This is a genomic window from Candidatus Methylomirabilota bacterium (assembly GCA_028870115.1).
Classification (GTDB): domain Bacteria; phylum Methylomirabilota; class Methylomirabilia; order Methylomirabilales; family Methylomirabilaceae; genus Methylomirabilis.
Window position 1 is genome coordinate 38,842 of the sequence record JAGWQH010000107.1, and the last position, 23,006, is coordinate 61,847.

Annotated in this window: 22 protein-coding genes; all 22 read left to right on the top strand. The window is 61.2% G+C overall.

Annotated features, from left to right (window positions below; genetic code table 11):
• Nucleotides 1-417 carry a CBS domain-containing protein gene (locus KGL31_13420; GenBank protein ID MDE2322890.1) on the top strand — a complete coding sequence of 139 codons (417 nt, stop codon included), beginning with the start codon at nucleotides 1-3 and terminating at the stop codon, nucleotides 415-417.
• Nucleotides 414-2,372, top strand: a complete 1,959-nt coding sequence (locus tag KGL31_13425) for a 2-oxoacid:acceptor oxidoreductase family protein (protein ID MDE2322891.1) — start codon at nucleotides 414-416, stop codon at nucleotides 2,370-2,372. The genes KGL31_13420 and KGL31_13425 overlap by 4 nt, the downstream gene beginning before the upstream one ends.
• A gap of 17 nt (nucleotides 2,373-2,389) precedes the next feature.
• Nucleotides 2,390-2,785 (top strand): CBS domain-containing protein, encoded by a 396-nt coding sequence (locus KGL31_13430; protein MDE2322892.1) that lies wholly within the window; start codon nucleotides 2,390-2,392, stop codon nucleotides 2,783-2,785.
• A gap of 117 nt (nucleotides 2,786-2,902) precedes the next feature.
• The gene (locus KGL31_13435; GenBank protein MDE2322893.1) at nucleotides 2,903-3,250 is read left to right on the top strand and encodes a DUF559 domain-containing protein; all 348 of its coding nucleotides are present in this window, start codon (nucleotides 2,903-2,905) and stop codon (nucleotides 3,248-3,250) included.
• Nucleotides 3,251-3,430: 180 nt separating this feature from the next.
• Nucleotides 3,431-5,932: a response regulator gene (locus tag KGL31_13440; protein MDE2322894.1), complete on the top strand. Its 2,502-nt coding sequence runs from the start codon at nucleotides 3,431-3,433 to the stop codon at nucleotides 5,930-5,932.
• 104 nt (nucleotides 5,933-6,036) lie between these two features.
• A complete protein-coding gene (locus KGL31_13445; GenBank protein MDE2322895.1) occupies nucleotides 6,037-7,719 on the top strand; it encodes a 4Fe-4S binding protein in 1,683 nt (560 codons plus the stop codon).
• A 54-nt stretch (nucleotides 7,720-7,773) separates the two neighbouring features.
• A complete protein-coding gene (locus KGL31_13450; GenBank protein ID MDE2322896.1) occupies nucleotides 7,774-8,280 on the top strand; it encodes a universal stress protein in 507 nt (168 codons plus the stop codon).
• 338 nt (nucleotides 8,281-8,618) lie between these two features.
• A complete protein-coding gene (locus KGL31_13455) occupies nucleotides 8,619-9,734 on the top strand; it encodes a TIGR04053 family radical SAM/SPASM domain-containing protein (protein ID MDE2322897.1) in 1,116 nt (371 codons plus the stop codon).
• A 333-nt stretch (nucleotides 9,735-10,067) separates the two neighbouring features.
• Entirely contained in the window at nucleotides 10,068-10,526 is a 459-nt protein-coding gene (locus KGL31_13460; protein MDE2322898.1) for a universal stress protein, read from the top strand.
• A gap of 5 nt (nucleotides 10,527-10,531) precedes the next feature.
• Nucleotides 10,532-11,650 (top strand): phosphotransferase, encoded by a 1,119-nt coding sequence (locus KGL31_13465; GenBank protein ID MDE2322899.1) that lies wholly within the window; start codon nucleotides 10,532-10,534, stop codon nucleotides 11,648-11,650.
• Between the two features lie 10 nt (nucleotides 11,651-11,660).
• Nucleotides 11,661-12,230 carry an adenylyl-sulfate kinase gene (locus KGL31_13470; protein ID MDE2322900.1) on the top strand — a complete coding sequence of 190 codons (570 nt, stop codon included), beginning with the start codon at nucleotides 11,661-11,663 and terminating at the stop codon, nucleotides 12,228-12,230.
• Nucleotides 12,231-12,257: 27 nt separating this feature from the next.
• Nucleotides 12,258-12,530: a hypothetical protein gene (locus KGL31_13475; GenBank protein ID MDE2322901.1), complete on the top strand. Its 273-nt coding sequence runs from the start codon at nucleotides 12,258-12,260 to the stop codon at nucleotides 12,528-12,530.
• Between the two features lie 128 nt (nucleotides 12,531-12,658).
• Nucleotides 12,659-13,102: an Hsp20/alpha crystallin family protein gene (locus KGL31_13480; protein ID MDE2322902.1), complete on the top strand. Its 444-nt coding sequence runs from the start codon at nucleotides 12,659-12,661 to the stop codon at nucleotides 13,100-13,102.
• Between the two features lie 10 nt (nucleotides 13,103-13,112).
• Nucleotides 13,113-13,634, top strand: coding sequence for an ATPase (locus KGL31_13485; protein ID MDE2322903.1), 522 nt, complete (start codon nucleotides 13,113-13,115; stop codon nucleotides 13,632-13,634).
• 11 nt (nucleotides 13,635-13,645) lie between these two features.
• Nucleotides 13,646-14,848 carry a methionine adenosyltransferase gene (locus tag KGL31_13490; protein ID MDE2322904.1) on the top strand — a complete coding sequence of 401 codons (1,203 nt, stop codon included), beginning with the start codon at nucleotides 13,646-13,648 and terminating at the stop codon, nucleotides 14,846-14,848.
• Between the two features lie 21 nt (nucleotides 14,849-14,869).
• Nucleotides 14,870-15,514: a CBS domain-containing protein gene (locus tag KGL31_13495; protein ID MDE2322905.1), complete on the top strand. Its 645-nt coding sequence runs from the start codon at nucleotides 14,870-14,872 to the stop codon at nucleotides 15,512-15,514.
• 136 nt (nucleotides 15,515-15,650) lie between these two features.
• On the top strand, nucleotides 15,651-16,463 hold the full coding sequence (locus tag KGL31_13500; protein ID MDE2322906.1) for a universal stress protein: 813 nt from the start codon (nucleotides 15,651-15,653) through the stop codon (nucleotides 16,461-16,463).
• A 34-nt stretch (nucleotides 16,464-16,497) separates the two neighbouring features.
• Nucleotides 16,498-19,254, top strand: coding sequence for a cation-transporting P-type ATPase (locus tag KGL31_13505; GenBank protein MDE2322907.1), 2,757 nt, complete (start codon nucleotides 16,498-16,500; stop codon nucleotides 19,252-19,254).
• The gene (locus KGL31_13510; protein MDE2322908.1) at nucleotides 19,251-19,583 is read left to right on the top strand and encodes a hypothetical protein; all 333 of its coding nucleotides are present in this window, start codon (nucleotides 19,251-19,253) and stop codon (nucleotides 19,581-19,583) included. The genes KGL31_13505 and KGL31_13510 overlap by 4 nt, the downstream gene beginning before the upstream one ends.
• A gap of 149 nt (nucleotides 19,584-19,732) precedes the next feature.
• Nucleotides 19,733-20,296 (top strand): GNAT family N-acetyltransferase, encoded by a 564-nt coding sequence (locus KGL31_13515; GenBank protein ID MDE2322909.1) that lies wholly within the window; start codon nucleotides 19,733-19,735, stop codon nucleotides 20,294-20,296.
• Between the two features lie 22 nt (nucleotides 20,297-20,318).
• Nucleotides 20,319-20,462 carry a hypothetical protein gene (locus tag KGL31_13520; protein ID MDE2322910.1) on the top strand — a complete coding sequence of 48 codons (144 nt, stop codon included), beginning with the start codon at nucleotides 20,319-20,321 and terminating at the stop codon, nucleotides 20,460-20,462.
• 41 nt (nucleotides 20,463-20,503) lie between these two features.
• On the top strand, nucleotides 20,504-22,948 hold the full coding sequence (locus tag KGL31_13525; protein MDE2322911.1) for an AAA family ATPase: 2,445 nt from the start codon (nucleotides 20,504-20,506) through the stop codon (nucleotides 22,946-22,948).
• The last annotated feature ends 58 nt before the right edge of the window (nucleotides 22,949-23,006 follow it).

Sequence of the window (23,006 nt, forward strand, 5' to 3'; positions counted from 1 at the left end):
ATGACGCAGCTTTCGGAGATCATGAATCGAGCGCTGATTACCGTAGACACGTCCGCCTCGCTACGCAGGGCTCAACAAATGCTGGATCAGCATAACATCCGCCATCTGTTTGTGGTGGACGGCAGACGCCTGGTTGGGATCGTTACCGATCGCGATCTTCGAAAGGCGGCTCCCTCTTCCAAGTCGCCGTTGACGGCCCATGAACGCGAGGAGTTTATGGACGAATTGAAGGTGGTGGAGATCATGTCGCGCAAGCTGATCACGGCCTCTCCGACGACGACGGTGCGGGAGGCGGCGAAGGTCATGGTTGGAGAAAAGATCGGCTGCCTGCCGGTCGTGGATCGCAAGACACTGGTTGGAATCGTGACCGAGACCGATCTGCTCGAGATACTGGTCCGGGGAAAGGAGGCGTCATGACCGGCGAACGGTTTCCTTTTCCTGGCATTGCGGCGACAGCGGATGGCTCGGCGGCAGTCGTGTGGGTCGACTCGCACATTACGCAAGGCGCCTGCGCCTATCCGATTACCCCCTCCACCAATATGGGAACCGGATACCAGGTAGAGGTTGCAAACGGGACACGCAACCTCTGGGGTGAGCCGCTCTTTTTCATCGAGCCCGAGTCGGAGCATAGCTCCGCATCCGCGTGTGAAGGGTTTGCGCTGGCAGGGGGGCGGGTCTCGAACTTTACCTCCGGTCAGGGGCTGGTGCTGATGAAGGAGGTGCTCTACACTATCGCAGGGAAGCGGCTCCCGGCGGTCTTCCACATCGGCGCCCGCGCGCTGACCTCCCAGGCCCTGAATGTCCACGCTGGACATGACGACGTGATGGCCGTAGCGGATGTCGGCTGGGGCATGCTCTTTGCGAAGAACGCCCAGGATGCGGCCGATCTGTCGCTCATCGCCCGCCGCGCCGCCGAAGAGGGCGAGACCCCCTTCATGACTGTGCAGGACGGCTTCCTCACCACCCACACCATTGAGAACCTCCTGCTTCCGGAGCCTGAGCTGATGAAGGAGTTTATCGGGGACCCGCATGGCGGCACGCGCCTGCGCAACCTCATGAACCCTTTGCAGCCGATCATGAGCGGGGTTGTGCAGAATCAGGACAGTTACATGAAAGGCAAGATCGCCCAGCGGTTCTTCTATGATCGTCTGCCGACGATTGTCGAGGGGGTGATGGAGCGGTTCTATACCCTGACAGGCCGCCGGTATGGCCTGGTGGAGGCGTACCGGATGGAGGATGCCGACTACGCCATTGTGGGGATGGGGGGGATGGTCGAGACCGCCATGGCGACCGTCGATTACCTGCGACAGCACCGCGGGGTTCGAGCAGGCGCCCTTCATGTGACCTGTTTCCGCCCATTTCCGGGTCGGCAGATCGTCGAGGCGACGAAGCACCTGAAAGCGATGGCGGTAATTGAACGGATGGATAATCCGCTGGCCGAATCGAATCCCCTTACTGCTGAGATCAAGGCGGCGCTTGCCGATGCGCTGACGGGCGCGCCGGGGTTCCTGTCGATAGGGCGGATGCCGATCATCTATTCCGGCTCTGCCGGGCTGGGCAGCCGGGATATCCGTCCAGGCGACCTGGCGGCCGCGATAGACAATATGCGGCGCGACGATGGCGGGTCTCGCTACTTTGTCGTGGGAATCAAGCATGACCTGGCGCTCGTGCCCACCGAAGATCCGGACGTTCGGCCGGCCGGCACCTTCTCAATGCGCGGCCATTCGGTCGGCGGATTCGGATCGGTCACGACCAACAAGGTGATCGCCACGATTGTCGGCGACCTCTTCGGCCTGAAGGTCCAGGCCTACCCCAAGTACGGGTCCGAGAAGAAGGGGCTGCCTACGACCTACTATCTGACGGTTGCCAGGGAGCGAATCCGCACCCATTGCGAGCTGACACAGGTCGATTTCGTGCCCCTCAACGATGTCAATGCCTTCAATCTCGGCAACCCGTTGGCCGGCCTGGCGACAGGCGGCATGGTTTTTATCCAGACCGACAAAAAGACACCGGAGGAGGTCTGGACACGAATCCCTGACTATGCGAAGCGTATCATCCGCGAGCGAAATATTCGGGTTCTGGCCTTGGACACTGTGAAGATTGCGCGCGAGGTCGCCAGCTCTGCCGACCTGGAGCAACGGATGCAGGGGATTGTGCTGTTAGGGATCTTTCTCCGCTGTACGTCGTTTCTGCGCGAACAGCGTCTCGACGAGGAGCAGGTCTTCTCGGCGGTGGAGCGGTCGCTGCGGAAGTACTTTGGCAAGCGGGGCGAACAGGTGGTTCGGGACAACCTGGCGGCTGTGAGGCGGGGCTATACCGAGGTCTTCGAGGTCCCAGCGGAGACGATCGCGGGAGTAGGGTTGGTCGGCTGAGAAGAGAGAGGACGGCGATGGCGGAGGAGCTGGTCAGAGACTGGATGCACCGGGGTGTGATCACCTGCGGACCTGAGACGTCCATCCAGGCGGTGGCCGACGCGATGAAGACGCACGATATCAGCGCGTTGGTGGTGGTGGACGAGGGTGGGGACGCGGTCGGCGTGATCTCCCGTACCGATCTCGTCAACGCGCGGTTTGTCGAGCCGTATCTTAAGCACTGGCGCGGCCTGACCGCCAAGCATCTGATGACCTCCCCCGTCATCAGCGTCTCTGATACCACCCCGCTTGCCGAGGCGGCGGCGCGGCTTCGCGACAGGAAGATCCACCGGCTGGTGGTGATCGAGAGACACGGACCGCATGAGAAGCCGATCGGCATCCTCTCGGTGACCGATCTGGCAGGGACATTGTGACGGCAATGTAGGTATTATTATGGGTCCTTCCGGAATGAACGTAGGTAGAGGTCGAGACTTCAGTGCTGGTCACGGGGACACCCCCTTTGGAAAAGGGGGCAGCGGGGGTTTCTCATGATCCTGGCCTACAATAAGAACCTTAAAGGTTTTGCTCGCTCCCTGCGAAATAACATGACCGATGCCGAGCGAACACTGTGGTCCATGATCAGACGAAAGCAAGCGAAAGGGCGTCTCTTTTCGCGTCAGAAGACAATTGACAATTACATTGTAGATTTTTACTGCGCTTCAGCCTCGCTCGTCATCGAACTTGATGGCGGACAACATTATACGTCGGATGGTCGCGAGAAGGACCAGCGGCGCGATGCTGACTTGGCGGCGCGGGGGTTGAACGTGTTAAGGTTTTCTGATCGGGACGTACTGACAAATATTGAAGGAGTACGAGAAGAGATCTGGAAACATCTGTGAGGGGAACGGAGGGAGAAACCCCCTTCGATCCCCCTTTGCCAAAGGGGGAGGGGATTGCCGATGCCTACTTGCCCGTGCGTGTCTATACGTAGACAGGTTCACCCACGCTCATTCCGGAAGAACCTTATTATCAAGTTTCCCTCACCCCCTAATCGGGGGTAAGGAGCAACAAAACAGACTATGGAAGATCGAATTCGCATACTCTACGCGGAGGATGATCCGAGCGACGCGGCGTTGACCATGAGGCGCTTTGCCCTGGATGCGCCCGAGTGTGACCTGGACATCGTAGGCACGGGGCGCGCCTGCTTGGACGGCCTGGCACAGCACGACTATGACCTGCTGCTGCTCGACTATCATCTTCCGGATATGGACGGCCTTGACGTCATGCAAACGGCGACGCGGCAGGGGTATACACTGCCCGTCGTGCTGATAACCGGAGCGGGCAATGAAGACCTGGTGGTCCAGGCGATCCGCTTGGGCGTGACCGACTATGTGACGAAGCGAGGCGATTATCTCACCGCCTTGCCTCAGACGTTGCGCAGGATCGCAGGGGCGCATCGCAAGAAGGGGGCCATCGGACACTTACTCGTACCGAGTCGGCCGCGCATCCTCTACGTGGAACACCACGCATCCGATGTTGAGCTGTTGTTGCGTCATTTCGGGCAGGCTGCGCCGCACCTGACTGTGCAACTGGCGTACTCCTGTCGGAACGCCTTGGACCTGTTGCGAGAGGCCCAGGATTCGCGTGAGGCCGCTCCCTACGATCTGGTGCTGATCGACCTGCGCATGCCGGAAATGAGCGGACTGGATCTGTTGCGCGAGACCAAAGATCGTGGGATATCGCTGCCGTTCGTCATCGTGACCGGCCAGAGAGATGAAGAGGTGGCGGTTGCTGCGCTGAGATTGGGCGCCTACGATTACATCGTCAAACGCGAGGGGTATCTGACCCAGTTGCCGCATGTCATCGACAACGCCATCGCCCGCTTTCATCTGAATCAGGCGGCCGGCCGTTTACAGGCAGAGTTGGGAGTGCTCAACCGTTTGCTGGAACACAGGGTGCGAGAGCGGACGGCGGCACTTGAACAGGAGATCACTGAGCGCAAACAGGCCGAGCACGCGCTTGCCGCGTCGGAACGCCTGCGGCGATCGATCCTGGACTCGATCGAAGAAGGGGTTTACGGACTGGATCTCGACGGGCGTATCATCTTCGAAAATCCGGCGGCACTGAAGATATTCGGATGGCAGGCGCACGAGATACTCGGGCAGCATTCCCATACGCTCATGCACCATCACCGTGCGGATGGTAGCGTCTATCCGGTTGAGGACTGCCCGACCTACCACACCTTACATGACGGGCAGATCCGGCATGTGCACAATGAGGTCTTCTTCCGCAAAGACGGGACCAGTTTTCCTGTCGAGTACACCGCGTCGGCGCTGCGAGACGATGCCGGCGTCATCACCGGTGTGGTCGTCAGCTTTCGCGACATCACCGAGTTCAAACAGTTGCAGGAGCAGTTCGTGCAATCCCAGAAGCTGGAGGCGATCGGGGTGCTGGCGGGCGGCATCGCCCACGATTTCAACAATAACCTCTCCGCCATTCTCGGTTTCAGCGATCTGGCCCTGGAGAAACTCCGTCCGGATGACCCGGTGGGCCGCTACCTCGAACAGGTCAAGAAAGCGGGGGAGCAGTCCGCCGCGCTGACACGCCAGTTGCTGGCCTTCAGCCGCAAACAGCTCCTGCAGCCCAGGGTGCTCGAGCTGAATGCGCTGATCGCCGAGGATACGACGATGCTGAAGCGGCTGATCGGCGAGGAGATCGACCTGCACAGGCAACTCGATCCTGAGCTGGGCCACATCAGGGCCGACCCGGCGCAGCTCGAACAGGTCCTCATGAACCTGGTCGTCAATGCCCGCGACGCCATGCCGCAGGGCGGTACGCTGACGATCGAGACCGGCAATGTCGAACTCGACAAGCCCTATGCCTGTGTCTGCGGGCCCATCGCCATTCCATCGGGGCGCTACGTGCGGCTGGCCGTGATCGATACCGGGTGCGGGATGGATGCGGTCACCCGAGCCCGCATCTTCGAGCCGTTCTTTACCACGAAGGAGTTGGGCAAAGGAACGGGCCTCGGTCTCTCAACCGCTTACGGGATCGTCAAGCAAAGCGGCGGCTACATCTGTGTCTACAGTACGCCGGGGCAGGGCGCCACTTTTGAGATCTATCTGCCGCAGGTCGACGCGCCCCTGGAGGCGGGGCCCCTCCGCGAGTTCGTTACGCCCTTGCGGCCCGGTGCCGCCACCGTACTGCTGGTGGACGACGACGAGCTGGTTCGCACCATCGCGCGTGAGACGCTGCAAGTGCAGGGCTACACCGTCCTCGAGGCGATGAATGGCGGCGGCGCCTTGCTCATCAGCGAGCGGTACCAGGGGCCGATCGATCTGCTGTTGACCGATGTCGTGATGCCGTATATGAGCGGGTCGGAACTGGCGCAGCGGCTGACGGCGCAGCGTCCGGCGACGCGCGTGCTCTACATGTCGGGCTATACGGACGACACGCTCGCGCCGCACGGCGTCTTAGCGCCGGGTACGATGTTGTTGGCCAAACCGTTGACCCCGGAGAACCTGCTGCGCACGGTACAAGAGGCGCTCGTGGTGTCGGGTCATAGTGCGGGAGGGGCTTGACAGTGATGGCAATGCCGGGCGTGATGTTGCGGTTTTGTAGGCGATAGGGAGAGGGAAGAACAAAGTTGCCTACACAAGAATCGGGAGGGTAGAAAGGTTCAGCCATGGCGGATTGCAAGCCGGTCTATAACCCACTGGATGAGGAGCACGTCGCACAGGTCGCCGGGACCAAGCCTCGTGGGCTTGAGAAGGAGATCCACGAGAGCGCCTTGCCACCGACCGGGGTGTTGGAGCTTGATCTTGAGCGGTACGTGGGCGACTTCAATGAGCGGATCGTCGGCGCGTATGCGGCCGGAACCGGAGAACAGGCGCTTCCGGCCGATGTCGGGGTGGCCCGGAGTCTGATCCCGCCGGGGACCGGTGCTTTGCGCGACTTCAGTTATATTGCGCCCGAGATCCCCCGGTTCAACCGGGACAAGTGCGTCGGCTGCATGGCCTGTGTCACCGAGTGTCCCGACACCGCCATCCTGGGGAAGGCGATCCCGAGATCGCACCTGGAAGCCGAACTCAACCTCATTGCGGACGATCAGGCGCGTGAGTCGATCCGGGCGCAGTGGGCCGTGACAAGGAAATACGACGAGGTCTACGAGAAGAAGGGCGAGGAGGGCGCGCTGTTCGGTATCTTTGTTGATCCGACCAAGTGCAAGGGTTGCGCCGAGTGTGTCGAGGTCTGCGGCTCCCTCGGCTACCATGCCCTCACAATGGTCAAGAAGGACGAGCAGACGATTCCCCGCTACCGGGATTACTTTAACTTCTTTCGACAGGTCGGCCAGACCCCGCGCGCCTATATCAACGAGCGGGCGCTGGCGGACATGATGCTGTCCGAGGAGGCGCTCCTGTACGTCGGCGGCGCCGGCTCGTGCATGGGGTGCGGCGAGGCGACGGCGATCCGGATGATGCTGGCGGCCACCGGATTCGTGCACGGCGCGCAAGCTATCGGGATCGTGGCGGCGACCGGGTGCAATACGGTCTACGGCTCGACCTATCCCTACAACCCGTTTCTGGTTCCGTGGACCAACTCCCTGTTCGAGAACGCCCCTGCCGTGGCGATGGGGATTCGCGGTAAGTGGGACCAACAGGGATGGCAGGCGAAGAAGCTCTGGGTCATTGGAGGCGACGGGGCGATGTACGACATCGGCTTTCAGGCACTGTCGCGGATGCTGGCCTCCGGGATGGATATCAACGTGCTGATCCTGGATACGCAGGTCTACTCGAACACGGGAGGACAGGCCTCCACGGCGACCTATACCGGGCAGGATGCCAAGATGGCCGTGATCGGTAAGGCGGTGCCCGGCAAGCGGGAGCGGCGCAAAGAGCTGGCGCTCATCGCCATGATGCACCCGGATACGTTTGTGGCCCAGACGACGGCAGCCCATATCAATCATTTTTACCGGGCTATCATGGCCGCCAATGAGTACCCCGGCCCGGCTGTGGTCAACGTCTACACGACCTGTGAGCCCGAGCACGGCGTGGCGGACGACCGGTCCTCGTGTCAAGCGAAGCTGGCGGTCGATTCTCGGGCTTTCCCCCTTTTTGTGTACGATCCGCGCAAAGGAGAGCGAATCAAGGAGCGACTCAGCCTGGCCGGTAACCCGGCGATTGGCGACGACTGGTACAGACTGCCCCATACAGGGGAGGCGGTGGACTTTGTCGCGTTTGCCGGGACGGAGGGCCGGTTTGCAAAACAGTTCGACGCTGAAGGCCATCCCTCTGAGACGCTACTCTCCGCTCAGGCCGAGCGACTCCAGTACTGGCGACGCCTGCAAGAGCTGGCCGGCGTGCGATAAAGCGAGAAACACTTCCGTTTTCCCGCGGCTGGCGGGTGGCGAAAGGAGGTTCCAATGATTACACTCAAGAATATTCTGGTACCGACGGACTTTAGCGAGACCTCAAAGGTGGCGGTCGCGTACGCTCGGGAGCTCGCCTCCACGTACCACGGCTCGGTACATCTCCTGCACGTGTTGCCGGATGCCTCGGTGCAGCCGTGGGCGTTCGGGGTCGAGACCGAGACTATGGGACTTTCAACCCCAGAGCGGGTGAAGCGGTGGGAGCAGAGGGCCAATGAGCAGATGAAGAATCTATTGTCGGAGGCGGAGCGGAAGGAAGTCGAGGTGCGACTGGTGACGCAGGTGGGCCATCCCGTCCGACAGATCCTTCAGTACGCCAAAGACCAGGGGATTGATCTCATTGTGATGGGAACGCTCGGTCGAGGCGCCCCTACGCCCACATCGGGCAGGGCGTTCCCATGGAACGTCCCGATGGGCAGTGTCGCCGAGCGAGTGGTTCGCCAAGCCCCGTGTCCGGTTCTCACTGTTCGACATCCGGAGCATGAGTTCGTAACGCCCTAGACGTCTTACGTAACGCGTGAGCGGCTGGCGCCGGCCCACTAATCCGGCGCCAGCGCAGGGCGAAATCGGGATGTCCCTGATGGTCGGCAACACTACACTGACTTTTCCCGAATTGATTGGCCTGGTCGTGGGGCCGGTTCCGCAATCAGAACGATTCGGTTCGACTCCGTGGTATGCAACGTATTGATATGCTATGCTTAGATGAGTATTGCTCCCCTATTGTGGAGGAGCCCAGCGAGTGAAGATCATGAATCGACCGATCCGGAGTCGGATGAGCGAGGCTCGGACCAGGGTCCGGGTGGGAAAGAGGTCAGGCAGTAGTTTGCCGAAGGAGGGGTATGCATCCTGTTATTACCGGATTTGATCACTTAGTGTTTGCCGAGGCGCCTAAGCTGATCTATTGGGAACTGACGCGGGCCTGCGACCTGGTATGCACGCATTGTCGCGCTGAGGCTATTGCGGCGCGCGACCCGTTTGAACTGAGCACGGAAGAAGCAAAGACACTGCTTGGGGAGCTTCGTCGGTTCGGGGATCCGCCCCCGCAACTGGTCATGACCGGAGGCGACCCACTGAAGCGTCCGGATTTCTTCGAACTGGTGCGGTACGGTAGAAGCATTGGGATGCCGATATCCGTGGCGCCGAGCGGCACCCCGCTGCTCACACCGGAGGCGATCTCGGCTCTGGCGGACAACGGGGTCATGAGTATGTCGCTGAGTGTCGACGGCGCAACGGCCGAGAGCCACGATCGGTTCCGCGGGGTAGCAGGTTGCTTCGAGACCACCATGCGCGCGATCCAGGCTGTTCGGGCGGCAGCGATCCCGCTGCAGATCAACACCCTCGTGACCCCTGAAACCATGGTGGAACTGCCCGGCGTATTCCGGTTGCTCAAGGACCTGGGGATTATGCGGTGGAGTCTCTTCTATCTGATCGCCACGGGGCGCGGTCGTGCCCTTCGCGAGATCAGACCCAGCGAGGCCGAGGCGCTTCATAATTGGATTTACGATATCGTTAAGACGGCCCCGTTCGCCATTAAGGCGACGGAGGCCCCCCACTTTCGTCGCGTGGCCTACATGCGTATGCGGCTGGAAGGCCTGGATGACGCCACGATCAGGCAGACGCCTATCGGGCGGGGATTCGGAATCCGCGACGGAAACGGCATCATGTTTATCTCGCATATCGGGGATGTTTTTCCATCCGGGTTCCTGCCGGTGACAGCCGGGAACGTACGCCGGCAGAGTGCTGTGTCGATATACCGTCATTCGGAGATTTTTACGCGCCTCCGCGACGCCGATCAGTATGCCGGCAAGTGCGGCCTCTGCGAATTTCGCTGGGTGTGCGGCGGGTCGCGGGCCCGCGCGTTTGCCGAGACCGGTGATCCCAACGGGAGCGATCCCCTGTGCGCCTACAGGCCGGAGGCCGCGCTGGTGGGGGCGGCGGACGGCGATCGAGGATAGGCGCGCCGGGCACCATCAGGACCGGTTGCGCGATTCTCATACGATACGTGTATCGACCTCTGAGAGGTGGGGTACCGGTGCGTCATCAACGTAGCCTTCAACAGTGGTCAGCTATAGCGGTTGACCGAAAACCTCGCTTATTCCCTCAATCGACCCAATTTGGTATTCAGATGCTCTAGCCGATTGGTGATATCGGGCATAAATTGTGTGTAGGAGATGTGGCGCTATAAGCATCAGGGCGATAGTGCGTAAGGAGCTTATGGCGCATCTGTAGGGACGGAAGATCACGTATTGCAGCCGACCCGAAGGCGGCGCGGCCGACAGGAGGGACGAATGCAGATTTCGCGGATCCTTTTTCCGACCGACTTCTCCCATGATGCCGAACACGCATTTCAGTATGCGCTTACCTTTGCTCGCAAGTTCGGCGCCGAACTCCACCTGCTTCACGTCATCTATTTCCCCCCCCAAACGCCTGAGTACGACATTGGACAGGTCATCGACGGCCTGGTCAAGAGCGCCGAGGACAGCTTAAGAAAGCTGGTCGAGACTGTCAACGAGCCGAAACCGATCTTTCACCTGGACGTGCAGGTCGGGGTGGAACACGCCGAGATCACGAAGTTCGCTGAGAGGGAAAAGATCGATCTCATCGTCATGGGGACCCGCGGACGCACCGGGCTGGTTCATGTCTTTCTGGGCAGTGTCGCCGAGCGGGTGGTTCGTCACGCCCCCTGCCCGGTCCTGACCGTCAAGCTCCCGGCGCGGAAAGGCGGAGAGGCGGCGAAAGAGGGGTAAGCGACATGACCGTGCAGCACGAGGCGTTGGCCCACTATCTCGAAGCGGTCCTCGGCGGCGTTGTACAGGTGCAGGCCGTTCGGCCGCTCACGGGTGATGAATCTCCCATCGCTGGGAAGGATCTCGGAGTTTTGCGGGGTCGCGATCTGAAGGCGTTCGGCTACGGCCGGCCGATCCAGATCGACCTGCTCCTGAACGGAACCCCTCGCTCCTACGTGCTGTCCACGATGCGGAGCGGTCCGGGCTTTGGCCACGATCACATGGCTGATAGGGCAGGCGCCTTGATCTGGGCGCATGACGCCTACGGGAAACTGGCGCGCCACGTGGAGAGCGTTGACGTCGGCTTCTTCACGCGCGAAGGGCAGTTGCAATCGGCCGGAGGCGCAGACGAGTACTTCCTCCTTGTGGAGAAGATTGAGGGGGCCACGTATCGGCTTGATCTGGAGCGGATTCGAACAGAGGGGAAGGCGACCGATCTGGATTTCGACCGGGCCAGGGCGTTGTCGGAATATCTGGCGAAGATCCACGCGGAGAAGGGTCGGGATGAACAACTGTACTTCCGTCGGATCCGCGATCTGATCGGCCATGGCGAGGGGATCATGGGGATTCTTGATGGGTATCCGCATGAGTATCCGCTCCTCCCTTGCAAACAGCAATACGTCGTAGAGAGCGGATGTGTGGCCTGGCGACAGTACCTGAAAGAGAAGACCACGCGCCTGAGCATCGTTCATGGGGACTTTCATCCCTGGAACATCCTCTTTCGAGAGGGCACCGATTTCACGCTGCTCGACCGGAGTCGTGGGGAGTGGGGGGAGCCGGCCGACGACATCGCAGCCCTCAGCATCAATTTCCTCTTCTTCTCGCTCTTGCGGTCGGGTCGCATGGAGGGGCCGTTCCGTGAGCTGTTTGATCTCTTCTACGGCGCATACCTTGAGCGGACCCGCGATCTGGAGCTGAACTCTGTAATCCCGCCCTTCTATGTCTTCCGGGCTCTGGTCATCGCGAGCCCGCGCTGGTACCCTGACCTTCCGGAGGAGGTGCGTGTCAAGTTGTTCCGGTTCGTCCGGACGATGCTCCGGGTCGACCAGTTCGATCACAAGGATCTCAATCGGTATCTGATGTGAGGCGATCGTGATGGCGTGGGTAGCGTGGTTCACCGGACTTCCAGGAAGCGGCAAGAGCAGCGTGGCCCGCGAGGCCGCCCGGCGCCTCGAGGCGCGCGGAATCCGGGTGCGGGTGTTGGAGCTTGACGAGATCCGACGGGTGGTCACCCCTTCGCCAAGCTACACAGCCCAGGAACGCGAGGTCGTATATCGCGCCCTGGCCTATATGGCGTGGCTTCTCTACCACGAAGGGATAAGTGTGATCATCGATGCGACCGCCCACAGGCGATGGTTTCGCGATGTCGCCCGCGCGCTGATTCCTGCATTTGCTGAGATCTATCTTCGCGCGTCGCTGCCGACGTGCCGCGCGCGGGCGGGGCATCGGTATGGCGGCTACGCCCCCGCCGATGTCTACGGGCAAGCGGGCCGCGAGGGTTCGACTGTTCCCGGCGTCGATGAGATGTATGAGCCGCCGCATCATCCTGAGCTGGTGCTTGATACCGAGGCGCTTCACGTGACGGACGCTGCAGAACAGGCGGTGAGGTTTCTTGAAGCATTTCAGGTCGGCCGGGCGACCAGTCTTATTGAATACGGATCGTGAGGACAGGCTGACCGCGGAGGAAGGGCCATGAGCGTGCTGGCGAACCGATGGAGGTTGGATTGCGTGGCTGAGCCCGATGAGCGAAGCGAGGCGTGCCCCTATTTGAAACGAGCCGTTCTGACGTCCCGATACCCAATCGAGGGATACTGTGTGGCGCACCCTCATGGCAGGCTTCGGGTCGTGACGATTGCGGAATTTCGTGAGTTGTGTACGACAGCCGGGTACGTGCAGTGTCAACTGTATCGCGAGTTGCACGATCTTGGCCAGGCCGAGGAAGATTCGGAGTGTGGGGCCGGCTGACACAGGAGCAGCAAAAAAGACCACCCTCACCCCAACCATCTCCCTCTCGAAGGGAGCGGGGAGGAGAAGGTGAGCCACACGAGTTTCGGGTGAGTTCTTGGCGAGTAAGACAGGAAGGAGGGACGACCATGGCGCTCGTAAAGTGGACACCATTCGGCGATCTGACCACGTTCAGGCGAGAGATGGACCGAGTGTTCGAGCGGTTTTTCGGCGAACTGCCTCGTCTGGACCTGTCCGGAGCGGGATGGACTCCGCACCTGGACATGACCGAAACCAAGGACCGCGTGATTGTGAAGGCTGAGCTTCCCGGACTGGAGGCCAAAGACCTGGATATTACCATCTCCGGGAACACGCTGAGCCTGAAGGGGGAGAAGCAACACGTCAAAGAGGAACATGACGAACACCATCACCTGCTTGAGCGCTCCTATGGGGCCTTTACTCGGACGGTCGAACTCCCGGCGCCGGTAGCCGCCGATAAGATCAAAGCGGCCTTCAAAAACGGTGTGCTGACTATCACCCTCCCGAAGACGGAGGAAGCCAAGCGAAAGGCGATCCCGATTCAGATTGAATGAGGAGAGAGCGATGAAGACACCCATTGTTGGACGCAGACGCTACGATACTGCTTCGTCCAAGAAGAGCGTGGGTTCCGAGACCGATTCTTACCTGGCCAAGGGAGCGCCCGGTAAGATGGTGGTATGTCACGGGTGCCATGCCATCTCGACGGGGAGACGATGGTATCAGGATGAGGAGGTCTACGCAAAGCTCCTCAAAGCAGAAACGTTGAGAGAGGTGTATTGTCCGGCGTGTGAAAAGATTCGTGACGGCTACCCGAGCGGGCAGGTGACGCTGAAGGGAGAGTTCCTGGCCGAGCATCAGGATGAGATCCTGCGTATCATTAGCAACGAGGAGAAACGGGCCAGGGGGCTTAACCCGCTTCACCGGATCATGAGCCTCCGCGAGGAGAACGGGCAGCTTGAGATTACGACAACCGATGAGAAGCTGGCGCAGCGGATCGGACGGGAGCTCCGCAAGGCCTGCGGGGGGACCGTCGCGTACGGCTGGTCGCATGATAACAAATTCCTCCGGGTGCAGTGGGAGCGTTGAGGGGCAGATCGATGTCGCAGGCGCTTGTTCAACGGTTACAGCAGCCGCCCATCGGCGAGCAGCGAGTCGAGATTGTCGAGCGGAAAGGGTTGGGTCATCCCGACTCGATCTGCGACGCTGTAATGGAGGAGATCGCGCGGGCCATCAACGCCGAATATCAACAACGTTTCGGCCGGGTCCTTCATAACAATATCGACAAGGGACTCCTGGTGGCGGGACGGGTGCGCCGGCGGCTCGGCGGCGGGCGCGTGCTGCAACCGATGGAGCTGGTGATCGGCGACCGTGCGACGTATCGCGTCGGGAGGGTCCGCGTCCCAATCAAGGAGATCGCGGTGGAGGCGGCTAAAGAGTGGTTGCGCAAGTCGCTGCGCCACCTGAATCCGGACAAGCACCTGCGATACCGGGTTGTGCTCGCGGAGGGCTCCGACGAATTGGCCGATATCTTCAGGCGCGAGGGGGTCAGAGAAGCCAATGACACCTCGGCGGCCGTCGGCTACGCGCCCCTGAGCGAGACCGAACAGATGGTTCTCTGGGTGGAGCGGCATCTGAACTCTACCGGCTTCAAGACGGTATTTCCTGAAACAGGGGAGGATGTGAAGGTCATGGGGGTCCGCGCGGACCGGGAGCTGAATCTGACGGTTGCCATGCCGCTCCTGTGCGAGGCGATTGCGTCTGAAGCGGCCTATTTCCGCAGGAAGACGGAGATTGTGCAGGCCCTGCGTCAGGCGTTACCGTTCTCGCCAGGCTTGGATAAGATCGGCCTGGTCTTGAATCCGCTGGATCGAGAGGGTCGCGGGCTGGGCGGCATGTACCTCTCGCTGCTCGGGACCTCTGCGGAGGACGCCGATTCCGGGCAGGTAGGACGGGGCAATCGTGTCAATGGGGTGATTCCGCTGAACCGGCCGGTAGGCGGCGAGGCGGCGGCCGGGAAGAACCCGGTCAGCCATATCGGTAAGATCTACACGGTTCTGTCGCACCGGATGGCCGATCAGATCTACCAGCGGGTCAATGGAGTGCGCGAGGTCTATGTCTGGCTTGTGGGTCAGATCGGTCAACCGGTCGATCAGCCGTGGGTGGCGGTCCAACTGATCCAGGCGTCTGATGCGGAGTATGAGCGGATCAGGCAAGAGTCTCAGATGGTAATCGATGGGGAACTGAACCGCTTGACCGATTTTTGCAGTGAGTTGACCGAGGGGAGGTATCCGGTTTGTTGAGGCCAAGGAAAGGAGTCGACGATGCGAGTTAAGGATCGAATGAGGCGCTCGCTGGTCAGTGTCGCACAGACCGACACGTTGGATCACGCGCTGACGACGTTGAAGCGGTTCAACATTCGCCACCTGCCGGTGGTCAAGGGGGACCGTGTAGTGGGGATTGTGTCGGATCGGGATGTCAAGAAGGCCGCCCCCTCTCCCTTCGACTATCCGACCGCGGAGGAGTTTCGGGCCTTTACGTCCGCGGTGACCGTCAAGGAGATCATGACGAAGGAGGTCGTCACGGTCGCTCCGCTCACCCCCATCGAGGAGGCGGCCAGCCTGATGAGTCAGAAGCGGATCGGCGCGCTGCCGGTCGTTCAGGAGGGAAGGCTGGTCGGGATGATCACGGAGACCGATGTCCTTGGTGTCATGACCGAGATGATGGGGGCTACGCAGACCGCGTCTCGCATCGAGATCGAGATTCCGGCGAGCCCAGGAACGCTCACCGAGGTCATCGGGATCGTCGAGGGACAGCAGGTGGAGATTGCCAGTCTCGTGACCCTGCCGGCTCGTGAAGGGGCGAGGCGTCTTGTGATCTTGAGGCTTCGGACCATCAATCCGGACCCCGTCGTCAGAGCGTTGGAGGAGCGCGGCTATCCGCAGGTTGTGGGCGAGTTCGTACACTAGCGTCCTGTTTCTTCGGCGCGTTTACCCATTCCGGTCACCCTGAGCTTGTCGAAGGGTGCGCAAACAGGGCTTCGACGGGCTCAGCCTGAACGGGTTCAGTGTCGAGTGAGTGGCGGACCATTATACCGGTGCTGTGATGCAGAAGATCCTGATGATGGTGGACGGCTCGTTCGCCGCGGAGGCGGGCGCGCGCTATGCGCTCGCTCTGGCCAAGGCCTGCGAAGCGGAACTCGATTTGCTCTTTGTCGCGGCGGATCAATCGGCGTCTGCGATGAAACGCGCCGAGGAGTCGCTGCTGCGCCTGCTTCGGCAGGCGCATACTCTTGGTCTGAAGGCGCGCAGCGTGACGGAGATCGGTGATCCCGTCCGGGTCATGCGGGCATACGTGGCGCGCGAGGGGATTACTTTGGCCATGGCCTCCGTGACAGGACCGGAGGTTGCGCGGCACCTCTTGCGCGAGGTTTCCTGCGCCATGCTGCTGGTGCGGGTGGTCCATCCGGGACGGATGGCGTCGCCACACGAGATTCTGGTCCCGGTCTACGGCGGTGAGTTCGAAGGCGGCGGCTTCGAGGCGGCGGCCGATCTCCTGGCCAACCTTGGAGTGTACTGGCACGCCCAAATCGTCCTTTTCCAGTTGAGACAGCCGTTGACGCGACTGTTCGATCGCCGGCGCGTTGGAGAGGAGACATTGGAACAGGCGGAACGCAAGCTGCACGGATTCATCGCCGCGCTCTCCCGCAGGGGTCTGGCGCCGGGGACGCGGGTCTCGTGGGGTCGTCGCCACGGCCCTGGCATTACGGCTGAGGCGGCGGCCAGGCGTCATGATCTCATCTTTGTGGGCACGAAGGGGCCGAAGCGCTTTCTGCAGTGGTTACGTATCGGAACCGTTGACCACCTGGTGCGGAAGAGCCCGTGCGACCTGATGCTCTTCCGTCCTGCCGCCGCCTGAGATCTTAGATCTCACAGGCGGGCGATGAGCGACCATGCAGATTCACCGGCTGTCAGTCGAGGAGGCGCTGAAGGCCCTTGGAACCACCGACCAGGGGTTGAACGAGGCCGAGGCAGCGAGGCGTCTCAGCGAATTCGGCCTCAACGAACTTCAGGCCGTAGACAAAATACCGGTCCTCGCCATGCTGGGGCGGCAGTGTACGCACTTTCTGGCGCTCCTGCTGTGGGCGGCGGCGGCGCTGGCGTTCGTGGCGGACTGGATGAAACCCGGGGAGGGGATGGATCTGCTCGCCTGGGCCATTATCGGGGCGATTGGAGTGAATGCCCTCTTCTCCTTTGCGCAGGAGTATAAGGCAGAGCGGGCGATCAAGGCCTTAAGGCGCCTCCTGCCGATGCGCGTGAAGGTTGTTCGAACCGGCGAGATTACGGAGGTTCCGGCATCCGATCTGGCGCCCGGTGATCTCGCGATCCTGGCTGAGGGCGATCGAGTGCCTGCCGATGGGCGGGTGACCGCTGCGGTCCAGTTCCGGGTCGACAATGCGTCGCTGACGGGCGAATCGGTGCCCAAGAGTCGCACTGCTGAGGCCGCGACAGAGGGGCCGCTCGTGGAGAGCGCCAATATCGTTTTTGCCGGCACCACTGTCTTATCGGGGACGGCGAGGGTAGTCATCTTTGCGACAGGGATGAACACGGAGTTCGGCAAGATCGCTCATCTGACTTCCGGGATCGAGGCCGAAATGAGTCCGCTGCAGGAGGAGATCCGAAAACTCACCCGACTGATCGCGGCGGTCTCTACGGGCATCGGGCTCGCCTTCTTTGGGTTCGGGGTGCTGATCGGTCGGAGCTTCTGGGAGAATTTTGTCTTTGCGGTAGGAGTCCTGGTAGCCAACGTCCCGGAAGGCCTGCTCCCGACGGTGACACTGGCATTGGCGGTGGGCGGGCAGCGGATGGCCAAACGGAAGGCGCTCGTGAAGAACCTGGTATCGGTAGAGACACTGGGATGCGCCACAGTGATCTGTACCGACAAGACCGGGACCCTCACGGAGAATCGGATGACTGTGACGCGCATCTACATCGACGGCCGCGAGATTCGAGTCTCGGGCAGTTCCGTGACCACAGAGGCAGGTGAACCGGTGGCCCCTGAATTGCTGAGGCAGTGGGCGTTGCTTTTCGCCATCGCAGTCGGGTGCAACAATGCCAGCCGCCGCCACGACCGGGATGGCTCAGAATCGACGTTCGTCGGTGACCCAACGGAGATCGCCTTGCTGCAGTGTGCGGGCGCGTTGTTGCCGAAGGGACCAGACGTGTTGCCTCGAATTGGGGAGTTCTCGTTTGATGCCGACCGGAAGCGGATGACTACGATTCACGCGGCGTCGTCGGCGAGCAAGGTGGCCTACGTAAAAGGCGCTCCGGAGACGGTGCTGCCCATCTGTCGCTCGCTCCTGCACGATGGACGCGCGGTTCCTCTGGAAGAGGTCGATCGTAAAGCGATCATGGAGCGGCTGAACGTGTTTGCCGGATCGGCCCTGCGCGTATTGGCCTTGGCGTACCGGGAGTTGCCGGAGGCCGATCGGCTGCCGTTGATGGAAGAGGCGGAGCGGGATTTGACCTTCGTCGGCCTGGTGGCCATGTTCGATCCGCCAAGGCCGGAGGTTCCCGAGGCGGTGGCGAGATGCGAGCGGGCCGGGATTAAGCCGATCATGATCACCGGGGACAACAGCCGCACTGCCCTGGCGATCGCGCGAGCCATCGGGATGGTCCGGAACGAGCAGGTGTCGGTTCTGGAGGGGAACCGGATCGAACGGATGCAGGACGAGGAACTGAAGGCCGCCCTTGCCGGTCCGGAGATCCTCTTTGCCAGGATGACCCCCACACAGAAGATGCGCGTCGTGATGCTCCTGAAGGAGATGGGCGAGGTAGTGGCTGTCACAGGTGACGGGGTGAATGACGCGCCGGCCTTGAAGAAGGCCGACATCGGCATTGCTATGGGGATCACCGGGACCGACGTCGCCAAGGAGGCGGCCGACATCATCCTGCTCGATGACAACTTCGCCACCATCGTCAACGCGGTCGAAGAGGGTCGGGCGGTCTACGAGAATATCCGCAAGTTTCTCAATTACATTCTGGCCCACACGCTGCCCGAGTTGGTCCCGTATCTGGCCTCGGTGGTCTTCCGGCTCCCGCTCCTGCTTACGGTGATCCAGATCCTCGGGGTTGATCTGGGGACCGATCTGCTCCCGGCTCTGGGTCTCGGGGCCGAGCCGCCGGATGCGAATACGATGAATCGCCCGCCGAGGTCCAGAGACGAGCGTCTTTTGAATGTCCCTTCGCTGGTCAGATCGTATCTGTTTCTCGGACCGATCGAGGCGGCTGCGGCCATGACTGCCGGGCTCTGGTATCTCACGAGTGGCGGATGGGAGTGGGGCATCGACCTGCCGGCCGCAAGCCCGCTCTACAGGCAAGCGACAACGGTGGCGTTCGCTGCGATCGTCGTGTGTCAAGTAGCGAATGTCTACGCGTGTCGGAGTCCGAGGGGATCAGTCCTCTCCATGGGTATCTTCACAAATCGACTCATCGTCTGGGGTATTGGGGTCGAGCTCTCCATCCTCGGCCTGATTGTCTACAGCCCGATTGGCCATCGGATCTTCGGGACCGACGCTTTTCTGGGAGGGTTCTGGTGGCTTCTGATCGGCTGCGCGACGCTGCTGCTGCTTCTGGAAGAGGCGAGGAAGAGGATCGTTCGCCGCTTCGACCTGGTGAAAGGACTTCGTTATCAGGAGGGGACCGCATGAGACCAAAGGCTGGACCATCGCTTCGAAAGGGCACAGGGCGGACGCAAAAGCGGCGGAAGCGATCGACAGAGGCCGAACTGGTGAAGGAGGATCTCGGGGTAGAGGTCGAGAGGCCGCTTGATGCCGAGGATGTAGCGTTAGCCTCGCTGGAAGCGCAGGTGCGGGCAAAAGAGGCGCGGGCGGATCTGGGTTCGACAGCGCCGAACACAGTGGTGGCCGTCCGCCTTTCGAGCGCGGTGATCTCCCGGCTTGAGACAGAGGCCGCAAGGCGTTGCATTACGCCGTCAGAGCTGATCACGCGGGCCCTCATGCAGTATCTACGGACATGAACATCGATGCCTTACACCCCTCTCACCTTTATCCTCTCTCTCCAGGGGAGGGAGAGGAGATTTTTCTTGGTCCTACTCGCCCCCGATTGGAGGAGAGGGCGGGGGTGAGGGGGATTTGCTAACTACTACACCGTAAAGGAGGCTCTCTCATGCTGGCCGGGTTTCCAAAGCAGGTCACACTTCAGACCGGAACGATCGTGACGATTCGCCCAATGGTCAAAGAGGATGCGGCAAGGCTCCATGAATTTTTCTGTAGAGTTCCGCGCGAAGACCGTCTCTTTCTGCGGGACGATGTCTCCCTGCGGGAGGTGATCGATGCGTGGGCGGAAGAGCTCGACTACGAGAAGGTCCTGCCGCTTGTGGCAGAGGTGGACGACACCATCGTGGCGGATGTCACTTTGCATCGTCGTAAATTCGGCTGGACCAGCCATGTGGGCAAGGTGCGCCTGGTCGTCGATGGAGAGTATCGGGCGAAGGGCCTCGGGACGCTCATGCTCGAGGCGCTGATCGAGACCGCCAGGAAGGCGGGCCTTGAAATTCTCGTCGCCGAAATCATGGGAGGCCAGACAGAGGCGCTGAAAATCCTCAAGCGGCTGGGATTCACAAAAGAGGCGGTCTTCTACAACTATGTCAAGGACCAGATCGGGGAGGAGCACGACCTCGTGGTGATGATGAAGAACCTGCAGATTGAGCCGGCCATGGTTCCCTTTTAATCGGGACTATGAGGCGTGACCCATGAAACTTGCGATCAAGGTAAAGCCGAAGAGACGGGTTCCCCATCGGCCGACAAAGGTGGAGCCGCAGCGGGTTCGCTATGATCGGAAACGGGCCAGGCAGTCCGTTCGAGAAGAGTTGAAGGCGGAGGGGAAGGCCGACTGAGGTAGATATACCACAACACGACGAGAGTGAAGAGTGAGACAATGACCAGCCCGTTGAAACCTGAGGCATTGCGTAAAGTCTGCTCGCCGGAAAGTCTCCCCTTCGAAGGGACGGATGAGCTCAAGCCCCTGGAGGAAGTCGTATCCCAAGAACGCGCCGTCGAGGCCATCACGTTCGGCGTTGGTATTAAGAGCGAGGGGTTTAATCTCTTCGTCCTCGGACCTGCCGGAACCGGCAAGACCACGGCGATCAAGCGCTTCCTGGCCAGCGAGGCGGCGAAGCTCCCGACTCCTCCAGATTGGTGTTACGTCAATAACTTTGCCGATCCGCAACGCCCCCGCGGGCTCTGCCTGCCGCCAGGTCGCGCCCGCGTCTTCCAGACCGACTGCGAGCGGCTGCTGGAGGAGCTGAAGACGGGCGTCCCCAGAGCCTTTGAGTCCGAAGCATATGAGCAGAACCGACAGACGATCCTGGAGGATTTGCAGAGACAGACAAGCGACGAGTTGGAGGCGCTGCGCAAGCGCGCGGATGCGTTTGGGTTCGGGCTGGCTAAAACGGCCAGCGGCTTCATGATCATCCCCATGCTTCGAGGCAAGCCGTTGAAACCGGAAGGGTTTGAAGGCCTCGATGAGGAGACCAAGCAGCAGGTTAACCTGAGGATGGAGGAGGTACAGAAGGATCTGGCCGCGACACGCCGCCGGATCCGCGATCTCGAACGGGAGGCGAAGAACCGGCTCGACGGGATAGACCGGGAGGTCGCCACCTCGGCGGTTGATCACCTGATCGAGGAGGTTAAGGATGGGTATGCGGATCACGCCGAGGTGCAGGCGCACCTTGAGGCGATCCGCGAGGACGTCATCGCCAATGTGGATCTGTTTCGCCGGGATCAAAGCGGAGCGCAGAACCCGCCGGACCCGACGGCGATGCTGCGGCAAGGGATGGACCCCTTCGACCGGTATCGCGTCAATGTCCTGATCGAACATGGGGAAAACGGCGGCGCGCCGGTCGTCGTCGAACCGCACCCGACCTGTCAGAACCTGCTGGGGCGGGTCGAACATCAGGTTCACATGGGCGCCCTCTACACCAACTTCCTGATGGCCAAAGCGGGCGCCTTGCACCGGGCCAATGGGGGCTTCCTGGTCGTGGAAGCGATGGAGTTGCTCAAGCAGTTCTTTGCGTGGGACCAACTGAAGCGGACACTGAAGAACCGCCGGATCAGGATCGAAGAGCCAGGGGAGCAGTTCCGCCTCTATAGCACGGTGACGCTTGAGCCCGAGCCGATCCCCCTCAACGTGAAGGTGGTCCTCATCGGCAGCCCCTGGCTCTACTATCTGCTGCACGCTTATGACCCGGAGTTTCAGGAGCTGTTTAAGGTCCAGGCCGAGTTCAGCGATCGCGTAGCCCGGACGCCCGACACGATCCTGACCTTCGCCCGCCTGTTATCTACCTGTTGCGGGGCCGAGGGACTCAAACCGTTCGACCGTGGCGCCGTGGCGAAGCTGGTGGAGCACAGCTCGCGCCTGGTGGAGGATCAGGAAAAACTTGCCACGACGTTCAACCATCTCCTGGATGTAGCCCGCGAGGCCTGCTTCCTGGCCCAGCAGAACGGACATCAGCGGGTCATGGCGGAGGACGTGCGGCGGGCCATCCACGCCAAGATCCGGCGCGCCAACCGGCTGGAGGAGCAGTTGCAGGAACTGGTCCTTGACCGGACCCTGCTGGTTGATACCGAGGGGGCCGTGGTTGGTCAAGTAAACGGGATCGCGGTGATCCCGCTTGGTGAGTATCACTTCGGCAAGCCGAGCCGCATTACGGCGCGCACCTTCCTTGGGCGCGGCGGCATCGTCGATATCGAACGCGAGGCCCGGATGGGCGGCCGCATTCACAGCAAAGGCGTGTTGATCCTGTCGGGCTATCTGGGCGGCCGCTATGTGCAGCAGACGCCCCTGGCCCTGTCGGCGAGTCTTGCCTTCGAACAGGTGTATGAAGAGGTGGAGGGCGACAGCGCCTCTTCAGCGGAGTTATACGCGATCCTTTCAAGCCTGTCCGGGTTACCGATCAAACAGGGGTTTGCAGTCACAGGGTCGGTCAATCAGCGGGGCGAGGTCCAGGCTATCGGGGCCGTGAATGCCAAGATTGAGGGGTTTTTTGATGTGTGCCGCGCAAGGGGCTTGACGGGAGAGCAGGGGGTGCTGATCCCAGCGAGCAATGTGCGGCATCTGATGCTCAGAGAGGATGTGGTGGAGGCGGTCGCCGCGAGGCAGTTTCAGATCTATCCTGTCGAGACCATTGATGAGGGGATTGCCTTGCTGACCGGGCAGGAGGCGGGAGATCGCGGTCCGGATGGGAGTTTTCCTGAAGGTAGCGTGAATGGGCTGGTGCAGGCGCGGCTGCGCGAGATGGCGGAGCAGGCGAAGGCGTACGGCGCCGAGAGTCAGATGTCGTCCAGCTCAGACCGCCATGACGAGCACGAGGCCACGCCGTGAGCCATGTTAAATCTTAAATCGTAGATCGAGGATCCAAGATCGTTTTCGGAGCAATTGT